22 protein-coding genes are annotated in these 24,178 nt (G+C 68.0%); 17 read left to right on the top strand and 5 right to left on the bottom strand.

The features are described from left to right. Position 1 precedes the first annotated feature (1 nt). The 6 genes from IEZ17_RS10040 (at position 2) to IEZ17_RS10015 (ending at position 8,718) form a co-directional block, all read left to right on the top strand. Positions 2-1,981, top strand: coding sequence for an ABC transporter ATP-binding protein (locus IEZ17_RS10040; protein WP_229852135.1), 1,980 nt, complete (start codon positions 2-4; stop codon positions 1,979-1,981). A 22-nt stretch (positions 1,982-2,003) separates the two neighbouring features. Next, on the top strand, positions 2,004-4,154 hold the full coding sequence (gene fxlM, locus IEZ17_RS10035; protein ID WP_189298652.1) for a methyltransferase, FxLD system: 2,151 nt from the start codon (positions 2,004-2,006) through the stop codon (positions 4,152-4,154). A gap of 92 nt (positions 4,155-4,246) precedes the next feature. After that, positions 4,247-5,179, top strand: a complete 933-nt coding sequence (locus IEZ17_RS10030) for an NUDIX domain-containing protein (RefSeq protein WP_229852117.1) — start codon at positions 4,247-4,249, stop codon at positions 5,177-5,179. Positions 5,180-5,205: 26 nt separating this feature from the next. Further along, entirely contained in the window at positions 5,206-6,408 is a 1,203-nt protein-coding gene (locus IEZ17_RS44150) for a bifunctional class I SAM-dependent methyltransferase/NUDIX hydrolase (RefSeq protein WP_189298651.1), read from the top strand. Then, positions 6,405-7,646 carry an MFS transporter gene (locus IEZ17_RS10020; protein WP_189298649.1) on the top strand — a complete coding sequence of 414 codons (1,242 nt, stop codon included), beginning with the start codon at positions 6,405-6,407 and terminating at the stop codon, positions 7,644-7,646. The genes IEZ17_RS44150 and IEZ17_RS10020 overlap by 4 nt, the downstream gene beginning before the upstream one ends. Before the next feature lie 277 nt (positions 7,647-7,923). Next, complete coding sequence (locus IEZ17_RS10015) at positions 7,924-8,718, top strand: class I SAM-dependent DNA methyltransferase (RefSeq protein WP_189298647.1); 795 nt, start codon at positions 7,924-7,926, stop codon at positions 8,716-8,718. Positions 8,719-8,859: 141 nt separating this feature from the next. Here the strand turns inward: IEZ17_RS10015 and IEZ17_RS10010 are convergent, their stop codons facing one another. Both IEZ17_RS10010 and IEZ17_RS10005 read right to left on the bottom strand, forming a co-directional pair. Then, a complete protein-coding gene (locus IEZ17_RS10010; protein ID WP_189298645.1) occupies positions 8,860-9,270 on the bottom strand; it encodes an NUDIX hydrolase in 411 nt (136 codons plus the stop codon). After that, positions 9,267-9,929 (bottom strand): NUDIX hydrolase, encoded by a 663-nt coding sequence (locus tag IEZ17_RS10005; protein ID WP_189298643.1) that lies wholly within the window; start codon positions 9,927-9,929, stop codon positions 9,267-9,269. The genes IEZ17_RS10010 and IEZ17_RS10005 overlap by 4 nt, the downstream gene beginning before the upstream one ends. Positions 9,930-10,408: 479 nt before the next feature. Between IEZ17_RS10005 and IEZ17_RS10000 the strand changes: the two genes are divergently transcribed. The 7 genes from IEZ17_RS10000 to IEZ17_RS09970 all read left to right on the top strand — a co-directional run bounded on the left by IEZ17_RS10000 (position 10,409) and on the right by IEZ17_RS09970 (position 16,191). Continuing rightward, positions 10,409-10,918, top strand: coding sequence for a nucleoside-diphosphate kinase (locus IEZ17_RS10000; protein ID WP_189298641.1), 510 nt, complete (start codon positions 10,409-10,411; stop codon positions 10,916-10,918). 73 nt (positions 10,919-10,991) lie between these two features. Continuing rightward, complete coding sequence (locus IEZ17_RS09995; protein ID WP_189298639.1) at positions 10,992-11,291, top strand: hypothetical protein; 300 nt, start codon at positions 10,992-10,994, stop codon at positions 11,289-11,291. A gap of 156 nt (positions 11,292-11,447) precedes the next feature. Next, positions 11,448-12,038 carry a CYTH domain-containing protein gene (locus IEZ17_RS09990; RefSeq protein ID WP_189298857.1) on the top strand — a complete coding sequence of 197 codons (591 nt, stop codon included), beginning with the start codon at positions 11,448-11,450 and terminating at the stop codon, positions 12,036-12,038. Positions 12,039-12,078: 40 nt separating this feature from the next. Beyond that, a complete protein-coding gene (locus tag IEZ17_RS09985; protein WP_189298637.1) occupies positions 12,079-12,846 on the top strand; it encodes a hypothetical protein in 768 nt (255 codons plus the stop codon). Further along, positions 12,846-14,237 (top strand): hypothetical protein, encoded by a 1,392-nt coding sequence (locus tag IEZ17_RS09980; protein WP_189298635.1) that lies wholly within the window; start codon positions 12,846-12,848, stop codon positions 14,235-14,237. The genes IEZ17_RS09985 and IEZ17_RS09980 overlap by 1 nt, the downstream gene beginning before the upstream one ends. Positions 14,238-14,259: 22 nt before the next feature. Continuing rightward, positions 14,260-15,000 (top strand): class I SAM-dependent methyltransferase, encoded by a 741-nt coding sequence (locus IEZ17_RS09975; protein ID WP_189298633.1) that lies wholly within the window; start codon positions 14,260-14,262, stop codon positions 14,998-15,000. 165 nt (positions 15,001-15,165) lie between these two features. Next, positions 15,166-16,191 (top strand): endonuclease/exonuclease/phosphatase family protein, encoded by a 1,026-nt coding sequence (locus IEZ17_RS09970; protein ID WP_229852116.1) that lies wholly within the window; start codon positions 15,166-15,168, stop codon positions 16,189-16,191. Positions 16,192-16,382: 191 nt separating this feature from the next. Here the strand turns inward: IEZ17_RS09970 and IEZ17_RS09965 are convergent, their stop codons facing one another. The 3 genes from IEZ17_RS09965 to IEZ17_RS09955 form a co-directional block, all read right to left on the bottom strand. After that, positions 16,383-17,894 carry a glycosyl hydrolase family 18 protein gene (locus IEZ17_RS09965; RefSeq protein WP_189298629.1) on the bottom strand — a complete coding sequence of 504 codons (1,512 nt, stop codon included), beginning with the start codon at positions 17,892-17,894 and terminating at the stop codon, positions 16,383-16,385. A gap of 189 nt (positions 17,895-18,083) precedes the next feature. After that, positions 18,084-18,446 carry a hypothetical protein gene (locus IEZ17_RS09960; protein WP_189298627.1) on the bottom strand — a complete coding sequence of 121 codons (363 nt, stop codon included), beginning with the start codon at positions 18,444-18,446 and terminating at the stop codon, positions 18,084-18,086. 219 nt (positions 18,447-18,665) lie between these two features. Continuing rightward, positions 18,666-18,842 (bottom strand): hypothetical protein, encoded by a 177-nt coding sequence (locus IEZ17_RS09955; protein ID WP_189298625.1) that lies wholly within the window; start codon positions 18,840-18,842, stop codon positions 18,666-18,668. 23 nt (positions 18,843-18,865) lie between these two features. Here IEZ17_RS09955 and IEZ17_RS09950 point away from each other — a divergent pair, with 23 nt between their 5' ends. The 4 genes from IEZ17_RS09950 to IEZ17_RS09935 all read left to right on the top strand — a co-directional run bounded on the left by IEZ17_RS09950 (position 18,866) and on the right by IEZ17_RS09935 (position 24,080). Then, positions 18,866-19,723, top strand: a complete 858-nt coding sequence (locus IEZ17_RS09950; RefSeq protein WP_189298623.1) for a hypothetical protein — start codon at positions 18,866-18,868, stop codon at positions 19,721-19,723. 121 nt (positions 19,724-19,844) lie between these two features. Further along, positions 19,845-20,477: a 2'-5' RNA ligase family protein gene (locus IEZ17_RS09945; RefSeq protein ID WP_189298621.1), complete on the top strand. Its 633-nt coding sequence runs from the start codon at positions 19,845-19,847 to the stop codon at positions 20,475-20,477. A 74-nt stretch (positions 20,478-20,551) separates the two neighbouring features. Continuing rightward, entirely contained in the window at positions 20,552-21,655 is a 1,104-nt protein-coding gene (locus tag IEZ17_RS09940) for a glycosyltransferase family 4 protein (protein ID WP_308427619.1), read from the top strand. A 247-nt stretch (positions 21,656-21,902) separates the two neighbouring features. Further along, positions 21,903-24,080 (top strand): hypothetical protein, encoded by a 2,178-nt coding sequence (locus tag IEZ17_RS09935; protein WP_189298620.1) that lies wholly within the window; start codon positions 21,903-21,905, stop codon positions 24,078-24,080. The last annotated feature ends 98 nt before the right edge of the window (positions 24,081-24,178 follow it).

Genomic DNA, 24,178 nt, shown 5'->3' with positions numbered 1-24,178 from the left:
GATGCTGCGCCGCCCTCGGCTGACTGAGCCCAAGGTCTCCGCCTCCGAACTGGAGCTGTTCGGCGGTCCGTTGCGATACGACATGGGCTGGAGCACACACGAGTACGCCCGCCTCGACCTCACCTTGTGGGGCGCCCTGAAGTCTCTGCCCGGACTTGTCGGGCGCACCATCGCTCTCGCATGGCGCACCGACCGACGCTCCCTGATCACCGTCGGCGTGACGGAGGTCGGCCAGGGCATCGCCGCCGCGGTCAAACTGCTCGCCCTCAACGCCGCCCTGCACGCCATCCTTGCGGCGGGCACCGATGTCCGCGGCCTGCGCCACGCACTACCCGCGGGCGTCATGCTTGTCGTGATCAACAGCGTCAACGCCCTCCTGGCTTCCTGGTCCACCTCGGCCGCAGGAAGTCTCGAGCCCAAGGTCGAACGCGCCGCCTCCGAGCAGTACCTGGCCGCCTGTGAGCGCGTCGAAATGGAGGCTATCGAGGACGGGGCATTTCGGGAGCTGATCGACCGGGCCCAATACGGAGCCAACGAAGCCCGGCACATGATCGGCTCCAGCGTCGCGGCCATCAACAGCGTGCTCTCGCTGGTCGCCTCCGGCGGGGTACTGCTGACGCTCAACCCGGCCTTGTTGCCCATGCTCATCCTGATTGTGGCCCCGCGCGGCTGGGGCGTCATGCGGGTGGCCCAGCAGCGCTACCTCTCGACCATGACCTGGATCGAGCACCTGCGCGCCAGTCGGGTGCTGTCCAATCTCCTCACCTCCGTCACCGCTGCACTGGAGGTGCGCGTCCACGGCGTGGGCGCCTATCTGCTGCGTCACTTCAAAACCATGTCGCACACCGCGGAAAGCGAGCAGGAACGCCTGGCCAAGGACAAGGCCCGCACCGAACTGGCCGCCTCGGCCCTGCAGGGCGTCGGCTACCTGCTGACCTTCACACTGATGATCAGCCTGTGCCTCACCGGCCATATGAGCGTCGCCGCCTTCGGAACCGCTGTCATGGCCCTCAACTCCGGCTCCGCGGGCATCGGCGCTCTCGTGCACACGATGAGCCAGTTGCACGAACAATCCCTGTACGTACACGACCTGGCCGATTTCCTCGTCAAGTCCCAGGAGCGTGCCATTCCGCAAGGCGGCCTCCCCCTTCCCGAGCGGCCCCGCTCGATTCACCTGGACCACGTCTCCTTCCGCTACCCCGGCCGCGACGAACCCGCGGTCAAGGACGTCTCGTTCAGCATCCCGTTGGGCAGCGTCATCGCCCTGGTGGGGCCCAACGGGAGTGGGAAGTCGACGCTGGTCCGACTGCTCTCTGGTCTCCACCTACCTGGCGAGGGCGGCCAGATCCGCTGGGACGACGTCGACGTCGCCGAGGCTGATCGACGCCAGTTGTTCGGCCACGTCAGCCTGCTCACCCAGACGTTCGAGCGCTGGCCGTTCACCGCGGCGGCGAACATCCGCATCGGCGAGCCCGAACGTGCGGCCACCGCCGAGGAGCTGCACGCCTCTGCCGTGTATGCCGGCGCGGACGGTGACATCGCGGCACTGCCCCGGGGGATGGACACCCTGCTGGGCAAGCAGTTTCGCGGCGGCAGCGACTTGAGCGGCGGCCAGTGGCAGAAGATCGGCTTAGCTCGTGCCCACTTCCGCGACGCCTGCATGATCATCGTGGATGAGCCGACCGCTGCCCTCGACCCGGATGCCGAGCAACGGGCCTTCGATCAGATCCTCGGTCTCGCCGGGCCCGACCGCATTATCGTCCTCGTCACCCACCGCATGGCCGCGGTCCGGCACGTCGACCGCATCTTCGTCATGCACGAGGGCCATCTGATCGAACAGGGCAGTCACACCGAGCTGTTCGCTGCCGAGCCCCCCAGCCGCTACGCGCAGATGTACCGGCTCCAAGCCGAGCAGTACGAGCATCTCCCTGCGCGCGCCGTGCCCGGACCCACTCAACCAGCCGCCGCCGAATCGAACTGAACGCATCGCCCCGAGGAGCCCCGTGACCTCCGCTTCCACGACCGACAAGCCCGCCGTCTCCAGCCCCGATCAGCTGCGTACCGCTCTCGTCGACCAGCTGCTCGCCGACCACTGGATCCACACGCCGGCCGTCGAGTCCGCCTTCCGGAAAGTCCCGCGCCACCGATTCGTGCCCGAGGCCGAATGGGCCGACGCCTATGCCAACGACATCGTGGGCGTACGCAAGAACAGCGAGGGACAGGCCACCAGCTCGGTCTCCGCTCCCTGGTTGCAGGCCAACATGCTCGAAGCCGCCCGCATCCGCGCCGGCCACCGGGTCCTGGAGATCGGCTCCGGCGGCTACAACGCCGCCCTCATCGCAGAACTCGTCAGCCCCACCGGCACCATCACCACCCTGGACATCGACCCGGTCGTCACCGACGGTGCCACCCGCTTCCTGGCCCAGACCGGATACGACCACGTCCAAGTGGTCACCGCGGACGCCGAACACCTGCCCGCCGACATCGTTCCCGAAGGCGGCTTCGACGCCATCCTCGTCACCGTCGACACCTGGGACCTGCCCTGGATCGACGCCCTCGCCGACGGCGGACGCCTCGTCGCGCCACTCCGTCTGCACGGATACCACTGGGCCATCGGCTTCACCAAGCGCGACGGGGCCCTGCACAGCGACGAGCCGCTCATCGTCTGCGGCTTCGTCGCCATGCAGGGCGACGGCGCCTGGAACCCGAACCGGCGCACCGTCCCCGGCACCGGCGTCCGCCTGTCCTGGGAGGACGGCACCCCACTGCCCGTCGACCAACTCGCCCCCGCCTTCACCCGCGAACCGACGGTGGCGCACACCCACGTCACCGTCGGCGGCCAGGAACCCTTCGACGCCCTCACCCTCTACCTGGCCGGCGCCCTGCCCGGCTTCTGCCGCCTCTCGGTCGACCCCGACGGCAACAACGGGATCCTGAACCCGCCGCCCCAGCACTGGCCCGGCGCTGCGATCGTCCGCGGCGCCTCCCTCGCGCGGCTGGCCACCGAGCGCATCGGCGACGGAGACGACGGCAACGGCCTGTACGAGTTCGTCGTCCACGGCTACGGGCCCCACGGCCACCTGGCCGCCAAGGAGATGGCCGACCAGGTCCAGCACTGGCAGCGCAACCACCGCGCCGCCCTCTGCCCGCACATCACCATCCACCCACTGGACACCAACGCCCCCGCGCCCTCGCCCGGCGCTGCGCACGTATTCGTCAAGAAGCACACCCGCGTCGCGATCGACTGGCCGACGATCCCCGGCACTGCGGCCCTGCTCACCGACGACGACGGCCGCTACCTGCTCCACCTTCGCTCGGCGAACAAACCGATCTGGCGCCCCGGACACTGGGCCCTGCTCGGCGGCAACACCGAGAAGGGCGAGACCTGCGCCGAAGCCATCGCCCGGGAACTCGACGAGGAGATCGGGCTCGCCATCCCCGACCTGACCGGCTTTGTCACGCTGGACACCCTGGACGCGAGCGGAACCTTCAAGGACCGCGTGCGCGTCTACCGCGGCACACTGAACACCCCAGCGCACGAGATCGAACTTCACGAGGGCATCCAGCTTCGCTGGACGCGCATCGAGGAAATCGACGAGATGACCATGGACCCTGGCACCGCCGCGGTCCTGCACGCCCATCACCACGCGGACCACCACAGGAAGCGCCAGGACACGACGCTCCCCGTGGTGGAAGTCCGCGAGCCGCGCGACCACCGCAGCCGCAGCGTCATCGGCGCCCACCTCGTTCTCATCCGCGACGGGGCCGTTCTCCTGGGCAAGCGCCACCCTGACAGTGCATTCGCTCACTCGACCTGGCACCTTCCCGCCGGCCATCGAGAAGACCTGGAATCCGCCGTCACCTGCATGGTCCGGGAAACGGAGGAAGAAACCGGACTCCGCATCCCGGAGAGCGACCTGTCGCTCGTCCACGTCCTAGACCTGCTCGACCCCGGGAGCACGATCCCGCGCATGGGGCTGTTCTTCGCCCCCTCCCGCTGGGAGGGCGAGCCGGTCGTGCGCGAACCCGAGCGCTGCACCGAGTGGCGCTGGTGGCCCCTCGATGCCCTGCCCGAGCCCATCGTCGAGTACACACGCGTCGCCTTGGACGCCATCTCCAACGGCACCTTCTACGTCCCCATGGGCTGGTCCTGACGGGAGCTGCTTCGAACGACCGGCCTGGGCAGCACTCTCAGCGGATCCACAGCCCTGCCGTCGAACCACCAGCGAGAAGGGTGCGTTCACACATGTTCACCACCCAGGACGAAGAGGACCGCAGCAACGCCGAAGGGCCGGGCATGCCGTCGAGCACACACGAAGAGGAGAAGGCCGCGCCACAGCGCCAGCACCGCTTCCGCCTCATGGGCCGCTACTACGGGCAGGTGGAGTCGGGACGCAAGACGATCGAGGTCCGCGTCGCCACCCCCGAGAAGGCGGCCGTCGAGGCGGGGGACGCCGTCGTCTTCCACGACCGGGACAGCGGCCGGGAACTCGACATCATCGTGAAGCGGATCACTCCGTACGCCTCGTTCGAGGACCTACTCAGCGCGGAGGATGCCACCTGTATCGACCCGGACGGATCGCGTGAGGACCTCCTACGCAACCTCCGCGGCATCTACCCGCAGGCCAAGGAAGCGCTCGGCACCCTAGCCTTCGAGTTCGACCACCGGCCTGCCCGGCCCGGCCGCCCCATGCCGATGACGCCCTCGCAGTACGCGCAGACCGTCCCCCACCACACGGTCTACGGCTGCCTGTACGTCCGCGACGAGCACGACCGGCCGGTACAGCTGCGCTCGGTCTACGGCTCGCGGGGCTGGCAGTTCCCCGGCGGCAACCTCGACACCCCAGGAGAGGACCCACTCCAGACCGCCCTCCGGGAGACGGTCGAAGAGACCGGACTCCAACTCGGCCTGGAGACGCCGTGGCTGCTCATGACGCACTTCCTGCACGCCGGTCCGCGTATGCCGCTGAACAAAATGGGTCTCATCTTCGACGGAGGCCGGTTGACCGCGGACCAGCTCCGGTGCATCCGCCTCGATCCCGCCGAGCACGACATGTGGGCCGTCCACGACATGACCGGCTGGCAGGAGTTGATGGCGCCGCGCGCCTTCGCCCGTCTCGACGCCATCGAGCGAGCCCGGCGAGGCGAGGGGCCCACCTACTTCATTACGCACACCTGATCCAAATCGCCCGCAGAGGAGGCACCGTGTCCGTCGAGGACATCAACACTCAAGCCTGGCAGGTCTACGGTCGGCGCCAGCTGGCCCGCGCCTACGCGCCGCCCATTCCCGACCGGATGTTCTGGGGGCCCTGGGAGGGGGTCGGCCCGGGAGCGGAAGTTCTAGGTGACCTCACCGGCCTCCGTGTCCTGGACATCGGTTCCGGGGCCGGCCACCACGCCGTCCATCTCGCGCAGGCGCACGGCGCTCGCGTCACCGGCATCGAGCTGTCCCCGACCCAGCACGAACGCGCTGCCTCCACCCACGCAGACGTTCCGGGTGTGCAGTTCGCCCGGGGAGACGTGGCCGAGTACCTCGCCGGAACCGAGCCGTTCGACGCCGCGTACGCCATCGGCACGCTGGCGTTCATTGACCCGCACCGCGCGCTGCCGGCGGTGCGCGATGGACTGCGTCCCGGCGCGCCGCTGATCCTCTCGCTCCTGCACACCGACTTGCACGGCCGTGGCCCGTCGACGGAGGTGGCCCCGCGCGAGCAGATGATCCTGCTGCGCGACGACCCGCCGCTGCCGACCCAGATGTGGGTCCTGGCACCGCAGTTGTGGGAGGACCTGCTCACGGAGTACGGCTTCCGGGTCGAGGCCATCGACCTACTGCATCACCCCGACGAGAGCGCAGCGGTCGTCCAGCAGCTCATCCGTGCCCGCCGGCTGCCCGACCGGTCGGCACGCGTGTCCAGCCGCCCCCGCAGCACCAGGCCGCCGGTGGCGCACGCGGCCGTCGGTGTCGGAGCCATCCTCGTCAGCGATAGGGGAATCTTGCTGGGCCGCCATCGTCGCGGCACTCTCGAACTGCCGGGCGGCACCGTCGAGACCGGGGAGTCCTTCGAAGCCGCAGTGGTCCGCGAAGTCGGCGAGGAGACCGGCCTGATCGCCCTTCCCGGCGACGTCCGGCTCCTGGGCACGCTCGTCGACCACGTTGACGGCGTCCTTCGGGTCACCGTCGGCGCGCTGGTCCGCGCCTGGCGAGGGCAGCCGGCCACGCAACCGGACGAGAGCGTCGGGGAGTGGGCCTGGCACACTCTCGATCAGCTTCCCGATGGCCTCTTCGTGTGCAGCGCCCAGATCCTCACCGCGTGGCGGCCCGACCTGCCCATCGACCACGCACCCGCGCACTTCACCCCCTTCGCCCACGGGGGCACACCGGCAGCGACAACGGCGGACGACCTGTGACCGCTGGCGCAGAGTCGAGTCTGTGGCGCCACCGCGACTTCCGCCTCTACTGGACAGGGCAGGCCGCCGATGTGCTGGGCTCTTCTCTCAGCTCGGTCGCCATCCCCTTGGTCGCGGTCGTGAACCTGCACGCAACGACATGGGAGGCCGCCGTCCTCGCGGCCGTGCAGAAGACGCCGCCCCTGCTGTTCTCGCTGCCGGCCGGTGCCTGGTGCGACCGCGTCCGCAAACGGCCCTTGATGATGGCAACGAGCCTGATCTGCGCGGCAGCGATGGCTTCGATCCCGCTGGCCGCCTCTCACGGCAGGCTGACCCTGCTACAGCTGTGGGTCGCGGCGTTCGTGGTCGGCTCCTGCCACGTGGTGGGCATGGCTGCGAGCCTGTCGTACATCCCCCATCTCCTGCTGCCCCATCGGCTCATGGAGGCCAACGCCAAACTGGCCAGCGCCAACACGCTGGCCGACATCGGCGGCCCGGCCCTCGCCGGAGCGCTCATCGGTGTGATCGGCGCTGCCCGAGCGGTCGCCGCCGATGCGGTCTCCTACCTCGTCACTGCCTGGTGCACCCTGCTCATCCGCAGCCCCGAGACCGTGCCCGAGCGGCCCACCGCGCAACGGAGCCTGCGTGGTGAGATCCGGGCCGGCATCGCCTACACCTGGCGCCATCCCGTCATCGGCCCGCTCGTGACCACGAACGCGATCGTCTCCACCGTCCTCGCCGGCACCAGCGCCATCTGGGTCGTCTACCTGCTCCGCGAACTGCACTGGTCACCGGAGACGTTCGCCGTGGTGATGAGCATCGGGGCGAGCGGAGGCTTCCTCGCCTCCCTCACCACGCCCCGTCTCACCTCACGCTACGGAGCAGGCCCTGTCATGATCACCGCACTGACTCTCGCGCCCGCCAGCCAACTGCCCCTCCTGCTCGCCGGCCCCGGGATCGCCGGACAACTCGGCATCGGATGCGGCCTGTTCGCCCAGCTCTTCGGCGCGGTCACGCACGGCCTGACCCAGCGCACCGTCCGCCAGCGCGCCTGCGCGCCCGATATGCAAGGCCGCATGCAGGCGACCGGCCAGTGGACGGCGTTCGGGCTGCGCCCCTTCGCCGCCCTCCTCGCGGGCTACGCCGGAACCACCTTGGGCCTGCACACCACCCTGTCCCTCGGGGCCTGCCTGCTCGTATTGCCGCCCCTACGCCTCGCCCTTACCCCGATCCGCACCCTGCGCCTGGTCGCCCCGTGACCTCAAGGCACCGCACCGCAGACTTCCCGCCCGAACCAGCGCACCCGCCTCGCCGACCGCGGTGGCCACCCTGAACTGGCGACCACGCTCAAGCACCACTCCGAATACCTCACCGGAGTGCCCGTTCCCGCACCCTGAGAAGACAAGAAACCGAGCCCCGCCTCCGCGCCGCAGTCGAAGCTGAGTCCCTGCTCGCCGACGGCGTACTCGCGCAGCTCCACGCAACTGGGACCCACGCGCACCGCACAGAAACTGGCCGAGAACCACAGGGGAGATCATGGAAGACCTGCAGCAGCAAGCCGCCCGCTGGGATCAGTGGGCGCCGTACTACGACGAGGACACGCGTAACCAGGACCCGAGCCGCGCCGCTGCTGCCCTCGCTGACCTCGCCGGAGACGGCGCAGCCCTGGAGCTGGGCATCGGAACCGGCCGCGTCGCCTTCCCGCTGGCCGAGCGGGGGACGCCCGTCTTCGGCCTTGACGCCTCCCAGAAGATGATCAGCTGTCTCGAAGCACGCCAAGAGCAGACGCCAGGGGGGCGCTCGCTTGTCCAGGCGCGGATCGGCAACATGGCTCGGTTCGACCTCGGTACGCACTACCCGCTCGTCTACGTGATAGCGAGCACGCTCTTCTTCCTCACCACACAAGAGGATCAGGTCAGCTGCTTCCGCAGCGTGGCCAGGCACCTCAGTCCCCAGGGGCGGTTCGTTGTTGAAGCGGCGGTCCCGCAGACATCGGGCTTGGCCTCCGAGCGCCAGCAGATGATCGTCCGCGAAATAGGTGAGGAACACCTGCAATGGTCCGCGTTCGTCCACAACCCCGTGCACCAGATCGTCCGGGCCCAGGAAGTACATGTCGGCCCGGATGGCTATCGTCTGCTGCCGAACGTCATGCGTTATGCCTATCCCGCTGAGCTGGACCTGATGGCGCAGCTCGCCGGGCTGCGTCTGGAACGGCGGGCCGCCGACTGGGAGGGCTCCCCGTTTACCGCGACCAGTACGCACCATGTGTCCATCTATAGTCGCCAGTCAGCTGACAAGGGCGCTTCGCCGCTCACCGGAGCGTCAGCATGACCGTCCCTCGGTAGCTTCTCGCCGATGTCTTCGGTGACGGTGACGCGCAGACCACCTTGGTCGTCGACCGGCGCGGCACCGCTCTGTGGCCTGCGCGTCGAGGCTCGCCGTGAGCCGGTCGCTCAGCGGGACGACGGACAGCTAGCTCAGCACGCTGTCGAGATGGGCCTGTACCGGCTCGAAGAGGCCGTACGGGACGAGTTCCGGGATGTCGGCAAGCGCAACCCACTTCAGCTCGGCCAACTCGTCCTTGTCGGCCACAAAGGCGGTGCCGGAGGTGACCGTGCAGGCGGTGTAGGACATGTTCCTTCCGCTCTTGGGGTGCACCCGTCCGCCGAGGGCCTTGACCGCGGTCACCGTCAGGCCGACCTCTTCATGCGTCTCGCGTACCGCCGCCTGCTCGGAAGTCTCCCCGTCTTCGATCTCGCCGGCGGGGAACTGCCAAGACAGCTGGCCCTCGGAGATCCTGCGCCGCACCATCAGGACACGGTTCTCGTGGACCACGATCGCGGCGGAGATACCCGGCCGCTCCACTACCGTCCGCTCAGTCATGCGTCTTCCTCCAGTGCTTCCAGGATCGGCGGGTAAATACTGTCGGCGGGTATGAAGCGGGTGACTGCATTCTTGGCTGCCCACGTCACGTCCACGTTCTCCACGGCATCGCTGTTCGTCGCTTCCCCGGCGAGGTACTCGCACAGGAAGTACACGCAGTGCACCCCAGTCACCGGGTGGAGCCGCTCACCGAGGCTCTGGCGGATGGCGCAGTGCACACCGGTCTCGTCCAGCGTCTCGCGGATGGTCGCGGTCTCAGGCCGGACGCCGGGTTTGATGACGCCCGCGGGGAACTGCCAGGTGATCCCGGACGCATCGTCGGCACGGCGACAGACCAGCAGAACGTCGTCAGCGCGGACGACGACAGCGATGGCGACGCGCAGGACCTGGGCTTTGGGCTTCGTGGCTGCGGCCTCCGCTTGGCCTGCGTCCGCCGTCATCAACGCGAAGCGTTTGCGGACAGATCCCGGTGCGCCCTCGTGGACGGAGTCCAGTAGCTGTTGCATCTCACGGCGAGGGATGACATCGGGGTCAGAGTGCCAGGTAGCGACGGTTCGTGAAGAGATGCCCAAGCGGTTAGCGAACGACTCATTGGTCATGCGGAGAGCGGATTGGAGTGTGCAGGCGAGATGACCGGTCCAGACGTCCACTACTTCCATTGCAGCCCTCACGCATCCGATCGACAACGTGCATGGTCAATGCGGCTCAACTGCAGGCTAGTTGCACTGTCGCTTCATGGCGAAGGGAGCCGAACACCGGTTGACTCTAAGACGTGCCGCCCCAGACTGAACCCACCCTCTCGCACAAATGTCCGAGCGGTGCAGCCGCCCAAGCATGCTAGTTCAGATCCCTTAAGGAATCGGCGAGTTGGAAGATCGAAATACGGTCTGGAAGTGACCGAGAGTCGCCGCCCGGGACGAGGGCCGCGCTCCGGCCGCCACGGGCGGCAGGCGGTCCGCGCCCGACCCGTGCCTGGGCATCACTTTTCGACTATCGAATGTCCGTATCGGGAGGGTGCCCAGCACCGCCATCGGTAGCCCAACTGCCAGGCGCTATCGGCTGATCCAGCGCGGGTAACCTCAGTCACTGACGCGCTGAGCGACCGTCATATCACCCGCGTGGCAGATGAAAGGGAACCATGTCCCAGGAGCAGAGCCAGACCGTCGAGCGCACGCTTGTGCTGCTCAAGCCCGATGCCCTCGTTCGTGGCTTCGCCGGCAAGGTCATCACCCGGTTCGAGGAAGCGGCACTGAAGATCGTGGGGGTGAAGATGAAGCAGATGGACGCCGAGTTCACCCGGCGCCACTACTTCGATCTCGAAGATCGCCTGGGCAAGGAGGTCTACGACTTCACCTCCGCATTCATGCAGCAGGGGCCGGTCATCGCCCTGGTGCTCGAAGGCTTCGACGCGATCGCCACGGTGCGCAAGCTCGTGGGCAGCACGTACCCGAACGAGGCTCCGGCCGGGACGATCCGGGGCGACTTCTCGCACTACGGCAAGGCCGCCAGTGTGGCCTCCGGCAAGGCCGTGGCGAACCTCGTGCACGCCAGCGGCAACAAGGAGGAGGCCAAGCAGGAGGTGGAACTGTGGTTTGACAAGGACGAGCTGCACGACTACCGCACGCTCGCGGAGATCTTCGCCTGCTGAGGCGGACGACGTCACCACGGGGGCGTCGAAGCGTTGAGCACCACTGGGGCACACCGTTAGCAGAAAGGGCACCATGACCAACCAGACCCGTGTCGCGTCCGTCCAGGAACTGGAGTCGGTTTTCCAGCAGGAGCTGGCGACCGACCGATGGGCTGCGGCGGAGACGGCCTACGCGCTGGCCGTCCGGCACCGCGACGTCGGCGACTGGGAGAAATCCCGCGAGTGGGTGAAGCAGACCCTCCAGCTCCTCGAAGGCTTCCCCGCCGAGACCGAGGAGCAGGTGGCCACGCAGCGCACCTCCGTCGGAGGCGTCGACCTGCCGAACTACCTGCATGAAGGCGTCGTGCACAGCCGCTTCGGCGACCTCGGCTGACGCACGCGCGCCCTGATACGGCGGTGCGGATCGCGTCCGCACGCTGACCGCACCGCCGTCGGCCACAACTGCATACCGCCCACCAACCAGACCAGCCAGGCCCCCGCCTGAGCGGGTTCGGGCGGACCACCCATGCCCGAAGAAGGGACCAAGCCGTTGCCCATCGAGATCGAAATGCGCGCCCGGTACGACAAAGAGACCCACGACCGGCTCACCGCCCGCCTGGAGGGCGAAGCCACTGACCTGGGCCGCGACGACAAGCACATCTATTTCTACGTCCTGCCCGACAAGCTGCTCAAGGTCACGGACAACACCGCCGCCGGCACGGCCAAGATCACCCTCAAGCACAGCAAGATCGGCCAGGGTGCGGCCTTCCCGGAGACAGAGTTCCCCATCGCCCGCGAGGACGTCCCTGCGGCTGTGGCCGTCTTCAACGCCCTTGGCTTCGAGCCGCACATGCACCAGGCAGACAACCAGCGGCACAACTACCGCTTCCGGGGCGTAGAGATCGCCGTGAAGTGGAGCGAGGCGTGGGGCCACCACGCCGAGTTCGAAGTGCTGCTGGACGACGACGCCAGCGACACGGCCCGCGAGGAGGCCGCTGCCCGCATCAGCACCGCAGCCCAGGACCTGGGCGTGACGCTGATGACCGAGCAGGAGCTGGCCGACTTCACCGCGGCGTTCGAGTCTGTCGAGCAGGCCCGCAAGGATCAACTGTCGTTCGAGGAGATCGAACCGCAGACCTGATCGGTATCCGCCGTTCCGACCCACCGAGGGGGTAGGCCCGATGAGTACCACCCCGCCGGCCGACAGCTTGGTCGAGCTGGCTGCACGCAAGCAGCTTCCGCACCACCAGTTCACCGACCACGCCACCGTGCGATGGATCGAGGCCAACCGGCCGGACTTCCCCGACTCGGTGACTTCGGCGCTTCGGGCCACCTCCCAGCGGCTCGTCTACCGCTCGGCCATTCCTACCGTCTGGATGGCGAACCCTCAACTCGCCGACTCTCTGCACGGCGTTCGCCACGCCATGCGCACCGCCACCCTGGCCGCGCTTCTCGCCGATGCCGACGATCTGAACGAGGACGACACAGCCACCCTCGTCATCGCTGCAGCCGTCCACGACTGCCGCCGAGTCCACGACAAGGACGACCGTGGGCACGGGGCACGCGCCGCAATCTGGCTGACGGACAACGCCGACACGGTCTGGGCGCACTTCCACATGGCGCCCACCCCGCATCGCATCGTCTCGGTCGCGACGGCCGTGCGGCTGCACGACGTGCCGTACGACGTCTTCGCCCCGGACGACCTCACTGACTACGCACGAACCCGGCACATCACCGACCTGCTCAAGGCCGCCGATGCCCTGGACCGCTACCGCCTCCCGAAGCTCTCCTGGTGGCCGGACCCCTCCCGCATACGGGCCGCCGCTTTCACATCCTTGCGTCCCACGGCGTTCGAACTCGTGGTGGCCTCCGAAGCCGCTCACCTCGCGGGCATCGACAGCGCGGACGCCGTACTCAAAGCTCTGGAGCAGCGGGGGTTAATCACCTGATGGACACCCACGACGCGTACCACCTGTGGGCCGATGCGCACGCCTTCTACGACACCCCGCTGTTACCCGACACCCGCGACCAAGTCGGTCCCCTCGCCGAGCAGTCCGCCCGATGGGAATCCCGGCTGGCCGAGGAGACCCCCCACGGCGCGCTCCTGCGGACGAACGCCCTGTTCGACGCCCTCAACGGAGACGGGCCACTGCACCTGCTGCACGTCACCCACGCCCTGGAAGAGATCAGCCAGCACGGCTTCCTCTACCCGTCGGGCGGGTGCCTGGTCGGCAGCATCTACTGCGCACCGCTGACTGTGCACGGCAGCGGCTACCGGATGCATAACCTCGCCGAGTACGTCCTCAACAAGGAAGCCCCCGCGTTCGTGGCCAAGGGCGGCGCAGGCCGTACACCGACCCCGCTGATCTTCAAGATCACTCGGCCCCGTCGCGCGTACCGCGGTCTGGCGGGCGTGGACTACCTACGCCTGGGCGCGATCCATCTCAGCATCTACAGCGACCTCGAATATCTGCTGTCCAACACCGAGCGGTCCGCGCTACGCGAGACGATCGTCAGCCGCATCAAGAACAGCACCGCGTTCCTCGCCCTCGCGGCGGCCATCGTCTACGAAGGCGCGGAGGTCGCCGCCCCGTCATTCCTCGAGCTGCTGGACGAAACGATCCCGCGCCTGCCGATCCTCGGCTACCTGTACTTCGAGGCCCTGGCTGAGTACCTGATGCTCCACTCCACCAGCGACCACAGCCAGCAGCTCGCCGAGAGAGGCGAATTCAACAACTGGCTCTACAAAGACATGCTGTTCACCACCTTCCCCGACATGGCCGGCAGGTTCGACCTCGCCAAGTTCCGCCCTGCACCTAGCAGGTTCGACATACTCCTGGCCAGCGTTGACACCACGGTGGATCCCACGCACGCCCGCGCCTATCTCCGCGACCGGATCAGCTATCTCGTCGCCGCTCGCCTCTTCACTCCCGGCCAGATACCGGAAGCCTGGCGCCACACACGCTGGGAGTTCGACAGCCTCGCTACGCAGATGGGGCCGCTGCTCGGCCACCTCATCCACCGGGAACTGCGGACCTTCGGCCGCTACCCGGACTTTTACTTCTACTTCGACCAGCACAAGGCGCTCCAGGCGTGGAACTACTGGAACCACATGGACATCATCGCGCCGTTCAACGGCACGATGCCCAAGGGGGAAGTGGGCATCAACCCGGCATACCCCGACCTGGAGTACAGCATTTACCGGGCCGTCCGGGACTCGGCCGGCCGAGTGCACCCCGTCGAGAAGTTGGACCTCACCATCGCGCCCCGGCTCGTGGACATCAAGTACACGCTGATGCGCAACAACAAATGGTCAGTCCCCGAACCCTCACCGAACTGATCCGGCCCCGTCAGGAGACGACATGACCGTGCACTCCGCTGCGCCCTCGCTCGACCTCCTCCGCGAGCAGATCGCTGCTCTCCTGCAGGAGCCCGCGACCGGCCACGGGCTCGCCCGCACCCTGCGGGCCACAACCAAGCAGATCGAGATCAGCCGCTACCACCAGGCCAGCAGCATGGCCTGGCCGAACGGCCGCATCGACACGACGCCCGAGAAGGTGCAGATCGGCGGCGGCACCCACAGGATCGACGGCTTCTTCAACATCGACGCTGTCCCGCCCGCCGACCTCCTGTGGGACATCCGTGAAGGCATCCCTCTGCACGATGCCAGCGTGCAGCTCATGTTCTCCGAGCACTTCCTGGAGCACATCGACTACCCCCGCTCCGTCAAGCACTACGCTCGCGAAGCGCACCGCGTGCTAACCGACGGCGGAGAGCTGGTCACGGGCGTACCCGACGCCGCGTTCCTCCTGAGGCATTACCCCGCCAACACCGAGCTGGCTACCGAGATGGTGGAACGGTGGTACGGCAAGCGGGATTGCCTGGGCGACATCAACACCTTCCTCGATCTGATCAACTACGCCTTCCGCGACCAAGACGACACCCCCAACTACACGCCTCATCTCTGGGCTTACGACGAAGAGAAGCTGATACAGCTATTCGCCGAGGCCGGATTCCGGACTGTGGAACCGTGGGACTTCGACGCCGAGATAGCCAATCCGAAACGACAGTGGGGCAGCGTTTACGTGGTCGCCAAGAAGTAGGTGCCACAGCTCGCCTTCTACCCACACGTACTGGCCCCGATGATCGCTGACCTAACGGCCGCAGACGGCTGCAATCTCTAATTCAGGGAGATCGAACGAGCTCGCCACCACAGCAGCCGTACCCGTCTGTCCTTCATGAACCGCCAAACACTACTTAGGAGAAATGTGCCGCAGAACATCCGGATCGCCAATCTCAACGCATACAAGCTCACCCCCGCCTCTCGAAGCACCAGTTCCTGGACAGCGCGCCTCACAGCCATCCAGGAGATAGCGCCGGACATCCTCGCACTTCAGGAAGTCGTCATCGACGAGAACGTAACCGGCCGCGACGACTGGGAGCATGAAGCCGCCTCCCTCATCCAGGACCTGGCCGACGAATGCGGTCTGAGCGCCTCCGTCGGTGCCAGCGACGGCCATCCGCACGGCACAGCCATGGCCGCGAACTGGCACCGTCCATGGTGGACCGCGTTGATGTGGAATCCCAACGCCGTCGGAGTGATCGAGGGGTCGTACCGCCCGTTCGGTGCGCCCGACTACTGGCACGGCTGCACCACAGTCCGTTTCGACGTCGGCGCCAAAGAGCCGATCCTCGTGGCCAGCTACCACGGAGACCCCTTCCGCCCCGACTTCCGGTACAACGAGTCGCTCCGGCTGAAGGGCACCTTCCGTACGACAGGCGGCGTCAAGCCCGGCTTCGTACTCGGGGACCTCAACTCGATCTCCGCGGCCGAGGTCGACGACGGTCAGGGGGGCCGCCGGTACTACGACGACGAGCCGTATACCGAGATGGACCACGACGATCTGGAGTTCCAGGTACAGGCCGGCACGATCGGCACGACGCAGCTGGCAGACCGCCGGCAGACCGAGACCTTGCTGCGCAAGGACTACATGGTCGATGCCGCTGCTCACCTGGGCGCTCCGTGGGAGCCGACAGTGGGGCATTGGGCGGACGGCCAGGGGGACCCCGACCCATGGGGACCGCGGCGCATCGACCTGATCCTCGCCAGCCGCACCGTCGCCCCGGCGCTCACGGCGTACCGCACCCATCGCAGCCCGGCCGCCGAGCAGGCGTCGGACCACCTGCCGGTCCTCGCGGACTTCGACCCCAGCAACATAAGCCGGGAGTTCGTGAATTCTGACGGCCTTACGGTCGGGAACTCGCGGGGTGGTACCGCTGGGAGTTCCCGTTGAGGGTCCCGGTTCGTGAACTGACGGGAAGCAAGCCTGCTGAGGGCTTAGTCCGCGGTGCGAGGGCGCCGCAGGGCCAGCGTGAAGCTGGCGAGGTCCCGTATGGGCCGGACCGCGGGAGGAGCAATTGCCGTTGTCCGGCGGGCGCCTGCCGCCCGTGTCGACATCGTGTGTCTGGGGCGGCAGGCGGGTGGTCAGGCTGTTTCGGGGCCGGGGGTGTAGAGAGGCTCCATGGCGATGGTCTGCTCGGTGAGCTTCTGGCCGAGTCCTTCGCGGGCGGCGTTGAGGAGGAGGCCGTTGTCCAGGTCGCCCTGCCAGGCGAACATGCCGCCGAGGTTGTGCTGGACGACGTATTCGGCCTTGGCCTTGACAGTGCGTGGAGTATCCAGGGACATGAAGACCCGGGATTCGTGGTTGTAGAGGAAGTCGGCGTTGGCGACTGTGTCGGTGTAGAGGGTGTAGCCGTTGCGGCCTTGACCGGTTTCGAGGTCGAGGTAGTTGGTGATGATGTCCGGCCACTCGGCGACACCGGATTCGAAGGTGCCCAGGGTGAGCCCACGCCCCTCGCTGTCACAGGTGCCGGCGAGCGGGGAGATGCTGGTCATGGTCGCGCCGCGGGCGCTGCGGCCGTAGCTCGCCCACCCGACGTGGATGCTGCGGGAGTCGATCCCCGCTTCCAGCAGGAACTGGACGGCGCCCTCCAAGGACGTGGTCGACTCACTGCCGGGGGTGCCATAGATACCAGCGTGGTGCCCCAGGCCGTCGGCCCAGGGCGTGCCGAAGAAGTCGTAAGTCATCACGTTCAGCCGGTCCGCTCCGGCGTCCACGAGCGCGCTGACCTTCATCGTGCGCAGTACGGCCGTGTCGCTGCTCAGCGCGATACCGATCTTCGCGTCCCGGCGGCCGGCGACATCCAGGGCCCGCCTCAGCTCCCCGATGAGTGCGGCGTAGTTGGCCGGATCCTCCTCGCCGTACTCACTACCGCGCGCGCCCGCGACGCCGGGGTACTCCCAGTCGATGTCCACCTCGTCGAACAACGTGGGGAACCGGTTGAAAATGTCCACGACGCTGTCGACGAACACGGTCCGCTGCTGACGGTCCCGAGCCACCCGATGGAAGGCTTCACTCATCTCCGGGCCGCCGATGTTGAACGCGACCTGCAGCGTGCGGCCGGCCTCCGTGCTGCGCTTGGCCAGCTCGCGCAGGCCACCGAGCAGCCCCTGGACTTTCTCCTGCTGGAAGTCCCGGGGAAGCTGGATGTCCCGCCAGCCGGCGAATCCGCAGTTGGTGTACGCCTGGCAGTCCCCCCACGGGTCGATGAACGTCACCTGACCCGCCGTGCGCCCGAACTGCTCGGCGGCCCGGGCGATGACCTGCTGCTTCTCGCCCCGGTCGCCGACGATCGCGGCCGACTGCACGACGACCCGGTCGTAGGCGGTGGGGCTGGCGAGCAGCTGTGCCAGGTCCGCACCCCGTCCGGCGTTGGCGGGATTCGGGTCCTCCTGCAGCCGCCCGTCGTACTGCGCCCAGTCCGTGAGGTAGCCGGACACTTCGAAGCCGCCGGGCTCGTAGGTGTTGTAGACGGGTTTGGCGACGCGGTTGGACGTGTACGACAACTGGCTGTCCGCGGTCGCCGGGTGGAACCCGGTCTGCTGGTAGGTCCGCTGGGTGGCAGGGTCCGCCTGGACGAACTTCGAATCGCTCATGGAAGGCTGCATCCTCACGTGTCGGCGCCCTGCAACGCAGGGAAGTCGGATGGTCACACCGAGTGCGAGGCTAGATTGTTCGGGGCCACCCGCTCCCCCGCCCCGATGGAACATGGCCGGATCCCGTGCATGGCTGTCCAACTGCCCCCTCCGCGCCAGTCACGGGACTGCACAGGGGGCACATCTCGCTCAGGGCTCGCCGTTGGGAGTACGGGTGATACCGCTTGGGTCGAGGGCGGCAAGATAGCGTTCAGCGCCGGCGATGGACAGACCGAACAGGTCACACACGCGGCGCAGGTCGCCGGTGGCCAGCACCTCGTCGAGGATGCGGTCCTCGCGCAGCGCCTGGGCGGAGATGCCAAGGATGTTGGTGGCCCAGACATTGCTGGTCGGCCCGGTGTGGGTGGCGGTCTGCCAGTTGATGAACAGGTGCGGGTTGACCGTTGTGGGCCAGCGGCGGGCCCGAAGGTTGAGGTAGGCGGCCAGGCGGACTCGGACCGGTTCGGCGAGCAGGATGACGCGCCCGCCGAGGTAGAGGCGACCGTCGCGCACGTCGGTGTGCAGCAGGTGCCGCAGGTCGGCGACGGTCGGCCCGCGAGGAGGTACTGGTCAACGATCTCCTGCTCGAAGTCCTCGCACTCCTGGGGCGTCTCCAACTGCCGAGGAGCACCGAGCGAGCGCACCACCGCCAGAGTCATCGACACCCCCAGATCAGGAGACCCGACCGTGCATCGACATTCCCAGCAGACCGTCAGGATTCCCGACAGAACATCATTGTTTGCGCTCGATGGAGTGAACCCGCCCCGACCTTGCCTGCGGCCTGACCTCCAGGTCTGCTACGCGCAGGAACTCGCGGGGCTTCAGGTAGCGCTCGGCAAGTTCGGCGCGCAGCCGTAGCCCTTTATCCGTCAGCCGCACCATGTGTGTCGGCGCCTCCAGCCACAGCACGAAGACGATGAAAGGGCTTCCTCATGCAGATAGCGACTGGTGAACTGTCCGGCGGTGGCCGCCCGTCCGAGGACCGCATCCTCGTCAATGCCGACTCCACCCTGGTGGTCGTCCTCGATGGCGTCTCCACCCTCACCGATGAAACTCCTCGCGGCGGCTGGTACGCCCTAACCCTCGGCGAGGAGATCCTCGCCTCCCACGAGCGCGCCCAGCAGCTTGACCTGCGCACCACGCTCTACGAGGCCCTCACCACGGCGGTCGGCGAATACGACCTGGTCCCGGGGGCCTCGCCGGCGGCCACCGTGGCGATGGTGCGGCACCGCCCCCACGACCACATGGTCGACGCGCTCGTGCTGTGCGACACGCCCGTCGTTGTCGAGCACCGCGGCGGCGTCGAGGTGCTGCGCGACGAGCGCCTCGAAACCCTCGTCCGCCTCTCGCCGGACAGGGCGGTGATGTTCGAGCAGCTGCACGCCGGGCGCGGGTTCCAGTCCTCCGAGCACCGCCAGGTGGTGCAGCAGCTGCGGGTTCACCAGATGCAGCACATCAACGAGCCGGGTGACCCGCTGGCGTACTGGGTGGCCGAGGCTACCCCGCAGGCCGCCCACCAGGCCGTGGTGCGCTCCTGGCCCGTCTCTGACGTCAAGCGCATGTGGGTCATGACGGACGGCGCCCTGGCTGGCGTCGAGCCCTACGGGCTCTGGTCGTGGGACGCGTTCGCCGACGTCTGCACCGCCATCGGGCCGCAGCAGGTGGTCGAGACCATCGACGTCTACGAGCACACCGAAGATCCGGACGGCTTCAAACATCCCCGCTACAAGGTGAGTGACGACAAGGCACTGGTCTGCATCGACTTTCAGGCAATCAGCAAGGAACGGTAATGCGGACGGATCGTGGGCCACAACCAGCCCTGGAACACGGGCAGTTCGCCGAGACTGCCTCTGAAGGAGATCGCCAGCCGGTAGCGTGGCGACGAGTGACCTACTGGCAGGGGGCATTGGCGTGGAGGACTTCTTTTCCCGGGTGGAGAACCGCGAGCACGCCTGGCCGCCCGGCCGGAGAGACTTGCACTGGCTGATCATTCCGGACCCGGACATCGCCCGTGACCAGCTGTATGAGCCATATCGCACGCTCGCTGAGCAGCCCGGTCTGTACCCGGTGCAGCCGCAGTGGATGCACATTACGGTCCTGCACGCCGGCCCGCAGGACAGTGCTACCGACTCCGAGGCCGACCGTCTGGTGGCCGAGGTCACCAAACGGGCTGCCAATATCGCGCCGTTCGAGGTGGCGCTTTCGCGGCCGGACATCGGCAACGTCGCCATCGAGTCCAAAGGGCGTCCGGGTGCCCCGCACCGGGCCCTCTGGGAGATGACGTGGCAGGCGCAGCAAACCGTGGTCGGCGACCGATGGCCAGTGATTCCCAAGGCGACCTATCCGCACCTGTCCCACAGTTATGCCGGAGCGGAAGCGCACCTGGCCGACCGCACAGCGCTCAAGGTGCTGTTGTCCGACGTTCCGGCTGGGGAGGTGAGGGTGCCGGTCACCACGCTCACTCTGGTCGCGGAATGGCACGACCGCCGCGAGATCAAGTGGGATGTTCTGGCCGAGGTGCCCCTGGCCGGAGGCCGGTCGTGAGCACGTTCCAGGCGCAGCGTCGTTCAGGGGGGCAACGGGTGTACGGCCCTGTGTGCTTTTTGGCACCGGCAGGCGTGGACGACCCGCAGCGCCCCAGCGGGGGAAACCGCTACGACCTGGAGTTGATGCGGGAGCTGGGTGAGCTCGGCTACCCGGTGAAGCTGACGCCGGTGACCGGCGCGTGGCCCCGCCCGTCAGGCGCCGACGGGCGAGAGTTGTCCCGTCTCCTGGAGGCTCTGCCCGAGGGCTCGACGGCTCTCTGGGATGGACTGATCGCCTGCGGTGTTCCAGACATCGTGCAGGCCGCGTCGAGGCGGTTGCGGCAGGTGGTCATCGTGCATCTGCCGCTCGCCGACGAGACCGGTCTGGACCCGCAGGTGGCTCGGGAACTCGACCAGGCCGAGCGCCATGCGCTGCATGCCGCGAACGCCACCGTCGCCACGAGCCGCTGGACGGCCGCCCAGCTCACCGAGCACCACGGCTTGCCGGGAGTACGCGTCCATGTGGCTCCTCCTGGGGTTTGCCTCGCCCCCAGCGCGCCCGGCACCCCCAGTGGGGGGCGCCATTTGTTGTCGGTGGCGAGTCTGACTCCGAGGAAGGGACACGCCACGCTCTTCGCGGCGCTCGGGGCGCTCCCTCGCGAATTGCCCTGGCAGTTGAAGATCGCCGGCGCTCAGCCAGATGCTGCCTACGCCGCCCATCTCCACAGTCTGATCGCCGAGGCCGGTCTCACCGACCGGGTCTCGATACTCGGCCCGCTGGCCGGTGCCGAACTCGACGCCGCCTACGCGTGGGCCGACCTCCTGGTGCACTCACCGGAGAAGGAACCGTGGGGCATGGTGGTCCAGGAAGCCTTGGCCTGCGGCCTGCCCGTGTATGCCTCCGATGTCGGCGGGGTGCCGGAGGCGTTGGGCCACGCATATTTCCCCGGCGAAACCGCCTTCGAGCGACCCGGTCGGCTCCTGCCTGCAGGAGACAGTGCCGCCTGGGCCGAAGCGCTCAACGAGTGGATGTGCGAGCTGCGGCTGCGCGACCGGCTCAGAACTCTGGCCGAGCAGCGGCAGCGCACCCTGCCCACCTGGCGTTCCACCGCGCTGGAGGTCGCCATGGCGCTGGGCGGCTTCCCCTCCACCCCCTGGCACACCGAACTCGAAGCAGCGCCGCTGGCAACGTCATAGCTCAGGTCACCGCTGCAGCACAAGGTCGCATTCAGGACCTTGGTCACGGCCGGCTGCTGGCCATCGCGCGCACGGCCGGATTGCCCGCGATCGTCAGCACGTGCGGCTGGTGTGGAAGCGAGGGTCAGTTCCGCCTGCTCCTCACGAGCGGGCGGAACCGCTAGTACGAGCCGGGCTGCTCAGGCGGCATACGGCCAGGCGCGGCACGGCACTAATGTGGCGTCGAGTCGAGCGAGAGGGGCCCGCGATGGGGGCGCACGAGCACGGACCGGTGGAACTGCCCGGGGGGCCGACCGACGCCGAAGGGCTAGCGGTCAATGAGCAGTTGCTCGGCGCCCTGACGGGGGCGGCCGTCAACGGCTGCACGCCGTGCGTAGACCGGCTGTTGGACGAGGCCGCAGCCGATCCCGCCAGCGTGGGACGCCTGGTGGAGGTGTCGCGGCTGACCGCGCTGCGTCTGAACCGAGGCGAACTCCCCGCGTACTTGACCACCGACGACGACCCGTCCGGCCCTGCGGCGCCGGAGTTCAAGCGCCTCGTGCGGGCCATCACCGCTGCCGAACCGCTGGCTGAGGTGTGCGAGCAGCTCACGGCCCCCGAGCGACGAGCCGCAGCCGACTACGCCATTGAACTACTCGTCGGCCATCTGACCATCGCTAACACGACCGGACTCGACGACGCGGACACGCTGTCCGAGATGTGCTGCGCGATCAGCGCGCTGCTCGTCGAGTGGGTCTTCACGACCGCGCCGATGGCTCGCCAGCAGTTCACCGAGACGTGGCACCAGTACGCGCTCGGGCAGCGGGAGGCGGGACTCCCGGGCAACGGCGTCCACGCACTGGCGCTGCTGCTCGGCGCCGTGCTTCACCACCAGGCGCGCCAGGACCAGGTGACCGTCGAGCAGCTCCGCACTCTGGTCTTCACCCGCGCGCTGCCCGCGCTGAAGGACCCGGAGCAGGCCGGGGCCATCCTGAGCGGCTTCGTGGCCCCGCCCGGCAACGACGACGTCACCGTGCCGGTCAAGCGCCTCGCTCGGCGTGACAGCGCCTTCCTCGCCGACCTGTGCAAGTACGTCCGGCACACAATCGCGATGCATGTGAAGGACTGCCCGCACGGCCTGCGCGAAACCGACCACGCATGCATCCTCGCGCACCGACTCCCCTCCCTGAGCGACAGCGCCGGGCCCCAAGTAGCCGCGCCCACACCCGAAGAGGGGCGTCGCGTCGCCCTGCCTCACCTCGGCTACAGCGAAGACAAGCCCGTTGAAGACGCCCCCGACGGGTACCCCGCCGACCACGTCTGGCAGATCAACACCGGTCGGATCCTGCTGGAGCGGTGGGACGCCGACATCGCGCACTGGAACGAGAGGATCTCCGAGGACTCCAGCATCAGCGAGCCCAACTACGGCCACGAGGTCGGCCTGGAGGTTCTGGCATGCCCAGCCTGCGGAAGCCGGGACGCCTTCCTCGCCGAGGGCCGCTGGGGTGATCCCCTCACCCTGCACTGCCGCTGCGGCGTCACCATGATGTCGCCCCTCGACGCCGGGCCCGACGATCTGGGCCGCCTCCTGCTCAAGCGGCTCATCCTGTGCGAGGCGGACCCTGCCTACGCGGCCCGCCGCCTCATGCCGCCGCTGGCGGAGCGCTGGGAGCGCGAGCACCAGGCTCGCGCCTCCAGCTGGTACCTCGGCCCGGACAACAAGGACGTCGCCCTCCTCGAAGCCCTCGACCTGAGCGGCGACGACCTCTCGGAAGCCCTGACCGCCGCCCTGAAACCGAAGCTGCCCGAACGGCACGGCGGTCGCGGCCTGACCCTGTTCCTCCTTCAGGTCCTGTACGCCCTGTCCGTGCCTGCCGTACGCGACAGCGCAGACGGCAGGAAGCTGGCTGACGCCGTACGCACCCTCGTGGCTGATCTCAGGGAAGAAAGCGACCGGTGGGCGCCGACCCGGCAGCCGGTTCTGGACCGCCTCCAGCAATGGCACGCCGAAGGCGGCCCGCAGCTGTGGCAGGACGCCTGGCAGCGCACTCTGGACGTGGTCGGCCCCTATTTCAAGCGCTACCGCGTCGGCGACGGGCGCATCAGCGACGGCTGCGCAGGACTGGCTCTCGCCCTGTATCTGCTGGCACGTGAGGCGGACACCGGCGTCGACCAGATCGGTGTGGACGACGTCCGCGGCCTGCTGGCCGCAGGCGGCACGGGCGAAGCGGCCAAGGACCCGGCGGAGGTCCCTCGGCACTGGGGTTCGCGGTTGGAGGAACTCGGCCACGACCTCGACTCCGCCGACGACTCCGTTGCCCGTTTGTGGCGGCACCTGCGCACAGACCGCCCCGTCCACGTCCACGACGACCGCCGGGAGCCCGCCTTGGTCCTCGGCCTCGAAAACATCCTCGGCGAGCAATCGTTCTACCGCGTCCGCTTCTGAACACCCGCCGCCCCCGAGACGCGAAGGTGTCCCCGCTCCGGCAGTGCCACGGCACGAACGTGTTGAGCCAGCCGGTACGTTCTGAGAGTTCGTCGTCG

The sequence above is a fragment of the Streptomyces albospinus genome (assembly GCF_014648695.1).
In the GTDB taxonomy this organism is placed as follows: domain Bacteria; phylum Actinomycetota; class Actinomycetes; order Streptomycetales; family Streptomycetaceae; genus Streptomyces; species Streptomyces albospinus.
Note: the sequence above shows the minus strand (reverse complement) of the source record. Positions and strands in the feature narration are given on the sequence as shown.